The sequence below is a fragment of the Enterobacter chengduensis genome, assembly GCF_001984825.2.
GTDB lineage: Bacteria > Pseudomonadota > Gammaproteobacteria > Enterobacterales > Enterobacteriaceae > Enterobacter > Enterobacter chengduensis.
Genome location: NZ_CP043318.1, coordinates 4,343,492 through 4,355,510 on the forward strand (window position 1 = coordinate 4,343,492; position 12,019 = coordinate 4,355,510).

At 57.7% G+C, this 12,019-nt stretch carries 9 protein-coding genes and 1 riboswitch; of the genes, 6 read left to right on the forward strand and 3 right to left on the reverse strand.

The genetic code is table 11. The features are described from left to right. Positions 1 to 171: 171 nt before the first annotated feature. From zupT to FY206_RS21025, 5 genes are all read left to right on the forward strand, one after another. Positions 172 to 945, forward strand: coding sequence for a zinc transporter ZupT (zupT, locus tag FY206_RS21005; RefSeq protein WP_032642085.1), 774 nt, complete (start codon positions 172 to 174; stop codon positions 943 to 945). 361 nt (positions 946 to 1,306) lie between these two features. Beyond that, on the forward strand, positions 1,307 to 1,867 hold the full coding sequence (locus tag FY206_RS21010) for a fimbrial protein (RefSeq protein ID WP_032642087.1): 561 nt from the start codon (positions 1,307 to 1,309) through the stop codon (positions 1,865 to 1,867). Between the two features lie 74 nt (positions 1,868 to 1,941). After that, entirely contained in the window at positions 1,942 to 4,380 is a 2,439-nt protein-coding gene (locus FY206_RS21015; protein WP_032642089.1) for a fimbria/pilus outer membrane usher protein, read from the forward strand. 6 nt (positions 4,381 to 4,386) lie between these two features. Next, on the forward strand, positions 4,387 to 5,148 hold the full coding sequence (locus tag FY206_RS21020) for a fimbrial biogenesis chaperone (RefSeq protein ID WP_032642091.1): 762 nt from the start codon (positions 4,387 to 4,389) through the stop codon (positions 5,146 to 5,148). Further along, entirely contained in the window at positions 5,132 to 6,193 is a 1,062-nt protein-coding gene (locus FY206_RS21025) for a type 1 fimbrial protein (RefSeq protein ID WP_032642094.1), read from the forward strand. Before FY206_RS21020 ends, FY206_RS21025 begins: the two co-directional genes overlap by 17 nt. A gap of 44 nt (positions 6,194 to 6,237) precedes the next feature. Here FY206_RS21025 and ribB read toward each other — a convergent pair whose 3' ends face one another. Next, positions 6,238 to 6,891, reverse strand: coding sequence for a 3,4-dihydroxy-2-butanone-4-phosphate synthase (gene ribB / locus FY206_RS21030; protein WP_032642096.1), 654 nt, complete (start codon positions 6,889 to 6,891; stop codon positions 6,238 to 6,240). A gap of 106 nt (positions 6,892 to 6,997) precedes the next feature. After that, a riboswitch (FMN riboswitch) is annotated at positions 6,998 to 7,148 on the reverse strand. A gap of 119 nt (positions 7,149 to 7,267) precedes the next feature. On the opposite strand from ribB, the gene ubiK reads away from it, so the two are divergent. After that, on the forward strand, positions 7,268 to 7,564 hold the full coding sequence (ubiK, locus tag FY206_RS21035; protein WP_014071796.1) for a ubiquinone biosynthesis accessory factor UbiK: 297 nt from the start codon (positions 7,268 to 7,270) through the stop codon (positions 7,562 to 7,564). A gap of 115 nt (positions 7,565 to 7,679) precedes the next feature. Here ubiK and hldE read toward each other — a convergent pair whose 3' ends face one another. Continuing rightward, complete coding sequence (gene hldE, locus FY206_RS21040) at positions 7,680 to 9,110, reverse strand: bifunctional D-glycero-beta-D-manno-heptose-7-phosphate kinase/D-glycero-beta-D-manno-heptose 1-phosphate adenylyltransferase HldE (RefSeq protein WP_032642099.1); 1,431 nt, start codon at positions 9,108 to 9,110, stop codon at positions 7,680 to 7,682. Between the two features lie 40 nt (positions 9,111 to 9,150). After that, positions 9,151 to 12,006 carry a bifunctional [glutamate--ammonia ligase]-adenylyl-L-tyrosine phosphorylase/[glutamate--ammonia-ligase] adenylyltransferase gene (gene glnE, locus FY206_RS21045; RefSeq protein ID WP_032642102.1) on the reverse strand — a complete coding sequence of 952 codons (2,856 nt, stop codon included), beginning with the start codon at positions 12,004 to 12,006 and terminating at the stop codon, positions 9,151 to 9,153. Positions 12,007 to 12,019: the final 13 nt, after the last annotated feature.

Consider the following 12,019-nt stretch of genomic DNA (forward strand, 5'->3'; position numbering starts at 1 on the left):
AATTAATGGTGTCAGATTACGCGCTATCTGACGAAGATGAACGCAGATAAGCGTGAAGATCATCATCAGGAAATTTGAATGTAAGGAATGTGTAAAGCCGAGGTTTGCCCCTCGCTTTGCCAGAAATGAATCATTTATATTAATGATAATCATTATCATAAGGAGCCGTACATGTCAGTCCCCTTGATCCTGACCATACTCGCGGGTGCCGCGACCTTTATCGGTGCGATCCTCGGCGTGCTCGGTCAAAAGCCCTCTAACCGCGTGCTGGCCTTTTCACTGGGCTTTGCGGCCGGGATCATGCTGCTTATCTCCCTGATGGAAATGCTGCCTGCCGCGCTGGGCACGGAAGGCATGTCTCCGCTGCTGGGTTACGGCATGTTTGTTTTTGGCCTGCTGGGATACTTTGGCCTCGATCGGATGCTACCCCACGCGCATCCGCAGGATTTAATGCAGAAAAACGTGACGCCCATACCGCGCAATATCAAGCGCACCGCCGTGCTGTTAACGCTTGGCATCAGCCTGCATAATTTTCCTGAAGGGGTCGCGACTTACGTTACGGCCAGCAGCAATCTTGAGATGGGCTTCGGCATCGCGTTAGCGGTCGCCTTACACAATATACCTGAAGGCCTGGCCGTCGCCGGACCGGTGTATGCCGCCACGGGCTCGAAACGCACAGCGGTGTTCTGGGCAGGGATTTCCGGCATGGCTGAAATTTTGGGAGGCGTCCTGGCATGGTTGATCCTCGGCAGCCTGGTCTCGCCGGTCGTCATGGCAGCCATTATGGCTGCAGTAGCCGGAATTATGGTGGCGCTCTCCGTGGATGAATTAATGCCGCTGGCGAAAGAGATCGATCCGAACAACAACCCAAGCTACGGCGTACTGTGCGGAATGTCGGTGATGGGTCTCAGCCTGGTCCTGCTCCAGGCTGCGGGTATCGGCTAACATCATGTTGCCACCGCGTGGCGGTGGCAAACATATCAAAAATTAATAATTTCGGTAAAAGAAATTTCTGCTTATATTGCCTCGCTTTTTTTACGTATTTTTACATCTATTTATTTTCTGAAAGTCAATATTTAAATAAGATATTATTATAACAATATAAATATCGCGACAAATGAGCAAAAAATTAGCTTCTCCTTTAAAATCACACGATAAAGCTCACCCTTGGCTATATTTTAAAGTCGCCTACATTTATTTTTAAGCACAGCTAATAGCATTCCCGCTTTTTCCATAGATATAATCTCATGGTAATTTTCTGAAATATATCATTCAGATTATGAATTCATTGGAAAAGGATATTTTCATGCATGCAGGTAAAAAAGCACTGTTAGCCATTGCAATGGCGACGATTGTCTCTGGTTCAGCATTTGCAGCCGATCAGGGTTCCGGAAAAATTAAATTTAAGGGCGTTGTTATTGACGCACCTTGCAGCATTGCGCCAGACAGTGTTGATAAAGAAGTCGATCTCGGCGAAGTAACCACCGCCGTTATCAATGCGAACAAGAAGTCCACCCCCGTTGCGGTAGACATCAACCTCGAGAACTGTCAGCTGGAAGACCCGGAGGATGAAACAGCGGACCCAATTACTAAGGTAGAAGTGACCTTCTCCAGCACCGCAACCAACGCTACAGATACCAGCCTGCTGAGCAACACCTATGCAAACGGTGCGCAGAACGTCGGCGTCCGCCTGCTGGACAACGCGGAAGCGAACATCACCCTCGGGACCGCAAAATCCGTGGATCTGCTGTCGGGTTCAGCCACCCAGACGCTGCACTTTAAAGCACGTATGGAAGTCCCGACCGGCACGACGGCCACCGCGGGCCAGGTCGAAGCTAACGCTAGCTATGTGCTGCAGTATAAATAAGTTTTAAACATGATCCGTTATACCGACTGGTGATGTTTGCCAGTCGGCTTTTTATTTCTTCGAGTAACAGAATGATGAAAAATAAATCACAATGGATAATCATCATTGCTGCCTTCATGCTCTCGCATGCCGCCTCGGGCACTGAATTTAATATCAATGCTATTGATAAAGATTTACGGTCAAGCATCGATCTCTCACGCTTTAAAGAAGAAACGTCCGTCACGCCCGGGCGTTATTTCGTCACTATCGCAATCAATGACATCCCCCTGGCAAACGGTTGGGAACTGACGTGGAAAGAGGTCAACAATAAAGCGGAAGTTTGTATTCCTGCGGAACTGGCCGATACTTTTGGCCTGCAGGATAACATTCGCCAGACGTTAACGCTCAGTCAGGGCTGCGTTGATTTTACCCCACTACCGGATATCAAATTTCGCTTCGAGCAGTCCACCCAAACGCTGCACGTGACGGTGCCGCAGGCTATGCTGCAATTTCGTCCGAACGACTGGATGCCGCCCTCCACCTGGGACAACGGCGTGGCCGGCGTGCTGCTGGACTACAACCTCTTTGCCAGCCATTATCAGCCGCAGGAAGGCAGCAGCACGGACAATGCCAATGCCTACGGTACGGCAGGCGCCAACCTGGGCGCGTGGCGGTTGCGCAGCGATTATCAGTACACCCAAACGCATGCCGACAGTGGTTCAACCCATGACGGCCGCTTCTCGCGCGTCTATATGTTCCGTCCGCTGCCGACGCTCGGCGCGAAGTTGACGCTGGGTGAGACGGACTTTCAGTCCGCCATCTTTGATGCCTTTACCTATACCGGGGCTTCGCTGATCAGCGACGAGCGCATGCTGCCCTGGTCCCTTCGCGGCTATGCGCCGCAAATCGCCGGGATTGCGCAAACCAACGCCACGGTCACGGTGAGCCTCTCTGACCGCGTGATTTATCAAACCAAGGTGCCGCCCGGCCCGTTTGTGATTCAGGATTTGAACCAGTCCGTTCAGGGCACGCTTGACGTGAAAGTTACCGAAGAAGACGGTCGCGTTAGCACGTTTCAGGTCTCTGCCGCCTCCGTCCCCTTCCTGACGCGAAAGGGTCAGGTTCGCTACAAGCTTGCCGCAGGTAAACCCCGAGAAAACGCGTCGCATGCCGTTGAGGACAGCGCCTTTATGAGCGGCGAGTTTTCGTGGGGAGTGCTCTCCAACACCTCGCTGTACGGCGGCACGCTCGCCGACGGGGATAACTATCGCTCTGTCGCAGCGGGTATCGGGCAGAACCTCGCGCTGCTCGGGGCTATCTCCTTCGATGTGACCCAGGCGACCAGCCAGCTCCCGGACAAGGCTTCTCAGACGGGCTACAGCTATCGCGTAAACTACAGCAAACGCTTTGATACCACGGGAAGCCAGCTCACCCTGGCCAGCTACCGTTACTCCGATCCGCAGTTCCTGAGCTACGCGCGCTACCTGGACCGCGACAATAATGACGGCCAGACGGAAAAACAGACGTTTAGCATTACGGCCAGCCAGTACATTCCCGCGCTGTCGCTTAATCTTTACCTCAGCCTGCTCCGTCAGACCTGGTGGGATGACGCGCCGTCCAATACCGGCAGCCTGACCGCGGGATATAACTTCGATCTGGGCCGCTGGAAAAACCTCGGCGTTTCGGTCTCGTTCAGCAAAACCCACTATGAAGATCGCGAAGACGACAATCAGTTCTATCTGTCCCTCAGCGTGCCGCTGGATCCTGATCATCGTCTCAGCTACGACCTGCGCAACAGCGACAACCTGAGCCAGACCGTCTCGTGGTACGACACCGCCGACCGGAACAACACCTGGGGCGTCTCTGCCGGTACCGAAAGCAAGCAGGCCGACGCGGGCGCACAGTTCAGCGGAAACTACCAGCACTACTCCTCGCTTGGCGATCTCAACGTCTCAGGAAGTTACAAGGCGAATGAGTACAGCTCCCTGAGCGCCAGCTGGAATGGATCGTTCACCGGCACGGCAAAAGGCATGGACCTCCACCGTCGCAGCTACGGCAACGAGCCGCGGGTCATGGTCAGCACGGACGGCATCGGCAATATTCCGCTCAACATGTCGCGGGACCAGACCAACGCTTTCGGGATCGGGGTGCTGCCATCCTTCTCCAGCTACTCACCGTCGAGCGTGCAGGTCAACCTGAACGATCTCCCCGAAGGCGTTGACGTGGATAACCGCGTCATGACCTCAACCTGGACGGAAGGCGCTATTGGCTACCGCCAGATTGCCACCCGGGCGGGAAATGATGTCGCGGGTATCCTGCGCACCGCGTCGGGCACGCCACCGCTGGGCGCGCGCGTCCAGCTGGCGGAGAGCGGGAAAGACGTGGGCATCGTCGCCGACGAAGGTCATATCTGGCTGGGCGCCGTCCAGCCCGAGCAGCAATTCCTGGTAACCTGGGGCGACGCCAGCCAGTGTCGCTTCACGCTGCCTTCACACCTCACTAACCTTTCGCAGCTTATGCTGCCGTGTCAGTAAATCATGATGAAACTCACTCCACTGAAAAGCCTGTGCCTGATGTTGATCGGCACAGCATTCACCACCCAGGCCGCCATCAATCTGGATCGTACCCGCATCGTTTTTCCCGAAACCGACAAGGCCAGCAGCCTGAAGGTCGATAACCAGAGCAAAGCGCTGCCCTATCTTGCACTCTCCTGGATCGAAGACGAAAAGGGCCATAAGGAGGACAACCACTTTATGGCGCTTCCTCCAATCCAGCGCATTGAGCCCGGATCGTCATCCCAGGTCAGGATCGTTAAGCAGGCGGCCACCAGCGCGCTGCCAAAAGATCGGGAATCGCTCTTCTACTTCAACCTGCGCGAAGTGCCGCCAAAAAGCGCCAGCCTCAACGATGACCGCAGCGTTATGCAGGTCGCCATGCAGAGCCGCATCAAGCTGTTCTGGCGTCCGAAGGCCATCGTGAAAAAAGCAGGCGACCGTTCTGAAATGCGCATGGAGGTGACGGCAACGGCAACAGGGCTGACCATCCACAACCCCACGCCCTATTACCTCACTCTCGCGTGGCTGAGCAAAAACGGTAAAACCATGCTGCCCGGCTTTGACAGCCTGATGCTCGCGCCTTTTGCCACCTCTTCGGTTGCCACGGGCGGCTATCACGGTAGCTATTACAGCATTGGCTACATTGACGATTACGGCGCGCTGAGAAAGCTTGACGCGACCTGCCAGGGCGCGTCGACCTGCCAGCTTAAGGATGCGAAGGCCAAAAGCGATGCGAAAGCTCACTAACGTTTTGATCGCCACGCTGCTGGCGCTACTCCCCTTAAAAGCCGCGCTGGCGCTCGACTGCTATCTGGGCGCTCAGGGCGGCCCGGTGGAAGAGACAAAAACGATCACCCCGTTCGCCATCCCCAGCAACGCACAGGTGGGGCAAAAGATCTGGGAATCCGACGACATTAAAATCCCGGTCACCTGTAACCACGATGTGGCGGGCAGCTTCGAAAAAGAGGACGTCTATGCCTGGGTCAACCCCTATCCGTCCGCTTCCGATCCCTACTACGAGCTGGGTGTGACTTATGAAGGCATGGATTATGATGCGACGGGACAGCCTAACGGCGTAGATACCCGCCAGTGCCTTGATAATAACAACATCACCATGTACACCCCGGAGCAAATCAAGCAAATGGGGTGGGAGAACCGGCTTTGCTCAGGCAATGCCAATGATATTCACACCACGCGCACGTTCATCGCCCGACTGCGCCTTTACGTCCGCATCAAGGCCGTTCCGCCACACGGCTACATAAGTTCGCTGGGGGACTACATCGTGGTGCAGTTTGACGGAAAAGGCGGGGTCAACCAGATGGCCGACGCCAAAAACCTCAAGTACCACATCAACGGGTTGAATAACATTACCGTCCTCGACTGCGGCGCCACCTTCAGCATTTTTCCTGAGAACCAGGAGATTGATTTCGGGACCTTCAGCGCCCGCGACATCGTGAATCAGCAGACGCGCAAGCGCACCTTTACGGTAAAAACCACCAAAGTGCAGGACGCACAGTGTTCAGATGGCTTTAAAATGGACTCGTCGTTCTACACCACGGAATCGCTGTCAGAAAACGACACCGCGCTGTTGATTGGGAATGGATTAAAGCTACGCATCCTGAACGGAACCGAGCCTTATACCTACAACCACTACGAAGAGTATGCGGATTTCACCGGGAGTACGTTGAACTATGAACAAACCTATACGGCGGAACTCTCCCCTGACGCGGGAAAAGCCATTCAGTCCGGCCCGTTCGAAACGGTAGTGCTGTTTAAAATCAACTACCACTAGGCACAAAAAAGCCGGGTTTCCCCGGCTTTTTCACATCAGCGGTTTCAGCTGGCTTTGCGCTCGTGCGCCTGGCGGTACTCCACCAGATCTTCAATCGTCACCACCGGCATATTGTGCAAACGCGCAAAGGTGATGCACTCCGGCGCGCGCGCCATGGTGCCGTCATCGTTGGTCAGTTCACACAGCACGCCAGCAGGTTTGAAGCCCGCCAGCGTCACCAGGTCGATCGTCGCCTCGGTGTGGCCGCCACGGGTCAGCACGCCGCCAGCCTGCGCACGCAGCGGGAAGACGTGGCCAGGACGGTGCAGATCGGATGGCTTCGCATCATCAGCAATCGCAGCACGTACGGTGGTCAGACGGTCAGCCGCAGACACACCGGTGGTCACGCCGTGCGCGGCTTCAATGGTTACGGTAAAACCGGTCCCGAAGGCGCTGGTGTTGTTTTCGACCATCATCGGCAGCTCAAGCTGCTTACGACGATCTTCGTTAATACACAGGCAGACGATGCCGCTGCCGTGACGGATGGTCAGCGCCATCTGTTCAACGGTCATGTTTTCGGCGGCGAAAATCATGTCGCCTTCGTTTTCACGGTTTTCATCGTCAAGCACCATCACACCGCGGCCTTCGCGCAGTGCATCCAGTGCATGTTCAACACGTTGAGTTGAAGTGCCAAAAGAGGAAAGTAGCGTCTGATTCATGGTAAAAAAACCTCATTAACATTATGGTTACCAGAATCAGGGCAGTCTTAGGAGCGCCGTATAAGCGGCAAAAAGATAACGTGAGCGGGCCCATGCCCGACTGGATCGTTACTCTCTCCCATCCGGACTCTAACCGTCGGCCCCGGAATTACACCGGATCTGCTGACCTTTGAGAATTCACCCAAAGCGCTCGCGGGCTTTCAGCGTTAAGCTGATTTACCGCCGGTGGGGAATTTCGCCCCGCCCTGAGAATAAGCGAGATAACTATAACGCTATTGATTATCCTGGGCAATGCATAAGCATCAAACAATTTTGTTTACCCCGGGCATGACGCGCTACAATGTTCATCAACACCGTTTTATCAAGGGAAGCCACGATGATTGACCCGAAGAAAATTGAGCAGATCGCGCGTCAGGTTCACGAATCCATGCCAAAAGGCATTCGTGAATTTGGTGATGACGTCGAAAAGAAAATCCGCCAGACGCTGCAGGCCCAGCTGGTTCGCCTTGATTTAGTCAGCCGCGAAGAGTTTGACGTGCAGACCCAGGTGCTGTTGCGCACCCGCGAGAAGCTGGCGCTGCTGGAACAGCGTCTGACCGAGTTGGAAAACCGTAATGCACCGGAAGAAGTGAAGCCGGCACCGGCTATTCCACCGGTGGACGACCAGGAGTAAGTGCGGCCTGTTGTGCCCGGTGGCGGCTACGCCTTACCGGGCCTACATGAACGCGTAGGTCGGGTAAGGCGCAGCCGCCACCCGACATAAAAAACGGGCCTACTGGCCCGTTTTTTTACTGACTGTCTTTCTGGATCTTCTTGATGATGTTGGTGGTTGAACACCCGTCCTCAAAGTTGAGCACCATCACCTCGCCGCCGTTGGCCCAGACCTCTTCGCTGCCCGCGATTTGCTCCGGCTTGTAATCCCCGCCTTTTACCAGCAGGTCCGGCAGAATCCCGGCAATCAGGCGCTGCGGCGTGTCTTCTTCAAACGACACCACCCAGTCCACGGCCTCCAGCGCGCCGAGCACGATCATGCGCTGCTCCAGCGGGTTCACCGGACGCGTTTCGCCCTTCAGGCGTTTGGTCGACGCATCGCTGTTGACCGCCACAATCAGACGATCGCCCAGCTTGCGCGCGTTCGCCAGATAAGAGACGTGGCCCGCGTGCAGAATGTCGAACACGCCGTTGGTCATCACCACTTTTTCACCGCGCTTGCGCGCGGCGGCGACGGCCACCTTCAGCTCGTCTTCGGTCATGACGCCAAAACCGGTGTCCGCACGGCCGCGCACCGCGTTTTCCAGCTCGATTGGCGAAACGGTTGATGTCCCGAGCTTGCCGACCACCACGCCCGCCGCGGCGTTGGCGAAGTAACACGCCTCTTCCAGGGAATTGCCCGCGGCCAGCGTCGCCGCCAGCACGCCGATCACCGTATCACCGGCACCGGTCACGTCGTAGACTTCCTGCGCCTGAGTCGGCATGTGAAGCGGCGCCTTGCCCGGCTGCAGCAGCGTCATCCCCTGCTCGGAGCGGGTCACCAGCAGCGCGGACAGCTCGAAGTCAGCAATGATCTTCATGCCGCGCTCAACCAGCTCTTCCTCGGTTTTGCATTTGCCCGCCACCGCTTCAAACTCGGAGAGGTTTGGCGTCAGCAGCGTCGCGCCGCGATAGCGCTCAAAGTCGGTGCCTTTCGGGTCGATTAGCACCGGCACATTCGCTTTACGCGCCAGCTGGATCATCGTCTGCACGCTGGCCAGCGCGCCTTTCGCGTAGTCGGACAGCACCAGCGCGCCGATATTGCCCAGAGCCTGGTTGATGCGCTCGTGCAGCGGCTCGGGATCGACGCCTTCAAATCCTTCTTCAAAGTCGAGGCGGATCAGCTGCTGGTTGCGCGACAGCACGCGCAGCTTGGTAATCGTGGGGTGGGTCGGAACCGAAACGAAGTCGCACTTCACGTTCACGTCCGCCAGCGACTTGCTCAGCGCGCGGGCCGCATCGTCAATGCCGGTTAAGCCCACCAGACGCGACTGCGCGCCCAGGGAGGCAATGTTCATCGCCACGTTTGCCGCGCCGCCGGGACGCTCTTCAATGGTGTCGACCTTAACGACGGGTACCGGCGCTTCCGGAGAGATGCGGCTGGTCGGCCCATACCAGTAGCGATCCAGCATCACATCCCCGACAACCATTACTCCAGCACGTTCAAACTCTGGCAGTGTTACTTTCATTCCTGACTCCAGAAAGATTCACAATTTGCGCGCGATAATATCACACTTGATTTGTTACGCACGGCTCCACCAGCCATTTCTGCCAGCTTGCCGTTACCTGGGCGCGCTCTGCGACAAAACGGTCCAGCGCCACGTGGCCCGGCTGCTCCTGCAGCGCAAGGTGATGAAGCTCGTCGCGCAGCGTGGTGTAGGCGCGGGTTAAGGCCTGCGCCTCCTGCTCGTCCATAATGTCGTTTTGCGCCAGCAGCTCCAGAATGCGCACGTTGTCGGACCAGCGCGTCAGCTTCGGCTTGTCGTGCGCGTGGAGCAGCACCAGATACTGGGTAATGAACTCAATATCGGTAATGCCGCCCTCGTCGGCTTTAATATCAAAGCGATCGCGATGCTTATTGCCCAGGTGCGCGCGCATTTTCTCGCGCATTTCGCGCACTTCCGTTTGCAGCGTGCTGCCCTCGCGCACGGTGGTCATCACCGCTTTACGGATGGCATCGAACTGCGTTTTGAGCTGCGGATCGCCATACACCACGCGGGCGCGCACCAGCGCCTGATGCTCCCACGTCCAGGCTTCACTCTTCTGGTAGTCGGCGAAGGACTCCGTCGAGGTGACCAGCATGCCCGCCGCGCCGGACGGACGCAGGCGCGCATCCACTTCGTACAAAATGCCCGACGAGGTGCGGGTGCTGAACAGGTGCATGATGCGCTGGGCAAGGCGAAGATAAAACTGACGACCGTCGATTTCGCGCTCGCCGTCGGTCATCACGTCAACCGGGCAGTCGTGGAGGAAAATTAAATCCAGATCGGAGCTGTATCCCAGCTCCCAGCCGCCGAGCTTGCCGTAGCCGACCACCGCAAAGCCGCGCCCCTCTCGGTCGGCCAGGTGCTTCGGCTGGCCGTAGCGGGCAACCATCTGCACCCACGCCTGCTGCACGACCGCGTCAATAATCGCTTCCGCGAGCCAGGTTAAGTGATCGCTCACTTTCATCACCGGCAGCGTTCCGGCGATATCCGCGGCCGCCACGCGCAGCATCTGGGCCTGCTTAAACTGGCGCAGCGCCTCCAGCTGCTGCTCCTCGTCCTCTTCCGGCACGCGCAGCAGATACTGGCGCAGCTCGTCCCGGTAGGCGTCGGTCGCCGTCGGCTGATAGAGGGTATTCGGATCGAGCAGCTCGTCCAGCAGCAGCGGGTAACGTGCCAGCTTGTTGGCCACCATCGGCGAGGCGGCACAGAGGGAAATCAGGTGCTTGAGTGCCCCCGGGAACTCGCTCAACAGCTCAAGATAGGTGGTACGGGTGATAATCCCGCTCAGCAGCGGCATCATGCGCGACAGCGGCACCGGCGCATCCGCGCGCGAGCAGACCTCGCTCAGCAGGTGCGGCATCAGGTGATCCAGCACCTGCCGACCGCGCGGGCCGATGGCGCGCTTGTTCAGCTCAAGACGGAAATCGGCGATCAGCGCCACCACGCGATGGCGCGCGTCGTCGGTCAAGTGCGTCAGCACCGGCGTGGTGTCATCTTCCTGAAGCGCGTCCTGCCACAGCTCGCGCCAGTGCTCGGAGATCGCATCGTCCGGCGATTCACTTTCGTCGTCGCCAATCAGATCGTTAAAGATGCGGCGCACGCCTGCCATGTGTTCGTCCAGCCGTTCGATCAGCGTTGACCAGTTTTCCACGCGCATCCCCCAGGCCAGACGCGCCCGATTCAGGTCATCGCCCGGCAGGGTCTGGGTCTGTTCGTCGTTGATGCTTTGCAGCAGGTTTTCCAGACGACGCAGGAACAGATAGGCCTCGCGCAGGGTTTGCGCGTCGCCGTCCGGCAGCAGGTGCAGCTGCTCAATGGCGCTCAGCGTCGGCAGCAGCGAGCGGGACTGCAGCGACGGCTCGCGCCCGCCGCGAATCAGCTGGAAGACCTGGACGATAAATTCGATTTCGCGGATGCCGCCCGCGCCGAGCTTAATGTTGTCCTTCAGCCCACGACGGCGCACCTCGCGGGCAATCATCCCTTTCATATTGCGCAGGGACTGAATCACGCTGAAGTCGATATAGCGACGGAACACGAACGGGCGCAGCATGGCGCGCAGCTCGTTGGCGTAGGCGTCGTCGCTGTCGCCCATGATCCGCGCTTTAACCATCGCGTAACGCTCCCAGTCGCGCCCCTGCTCCTGGTAATAATCCTCCAGCGCGGCAAAGCTCAGCACCAGCGGGCCGCTGTCGCCAAACGGGCGCAGGCGCATGTCCACGCGGTAGACAAAGCCGTCCTGCGTCGGCTGGTCCAGCGCCTTAATCAGGCGCTGGCCGAGGCGGGTAAAGAACTGGGCGTTGTCCAGCTCGCGACGCCCGCCGCGCGTGGAGCCGTTCTCTGGCCAGGCAAAAATCAGGTCGATATCGGAGGAGAAGTTCAGCTCGCAGCCGCCCAGCTTGCCCATCCCCAGAATCAGCAGCGGCTGAGGAACCCCTTCCTCACTGCACGGCGTGCCCCACTCTTTACAGCAGGCGGCGTAGAGCCAGTCGCGCGCGGCGACAATCAGCGTTTGCGCCAGCTCACTCAACTGCTGCAAGGTACTCTCTTCGCTCACCAGCGCCAGCGACTGCGCCCAGGCAATGCGTACCATTACCCGACGGCGGAACTGGCGCAGAACGCGCATCAGCGAGGCTTCATCCGCTACCTCCGCCAGCGCGGTGTGCAGCCAGCCGGCATACTGCCGCCACTCGTCCGCCTGCGGGGGGGCATTTTCAAGCTCCGCCAGCCAGTCCGGATTAGCGGTGATACTTTCCTGCACAAAATCACTGAAGGCGAGCACGCTCCTGGCCTGCTCGCTTAACGATGACGCCGGTAATGACTCGGGCAGACGTTCGCAAACGGTCTGCCACTGCTGCTGTAACTGCGAAGAAAGCGGCATTTTGGGGGTTCCT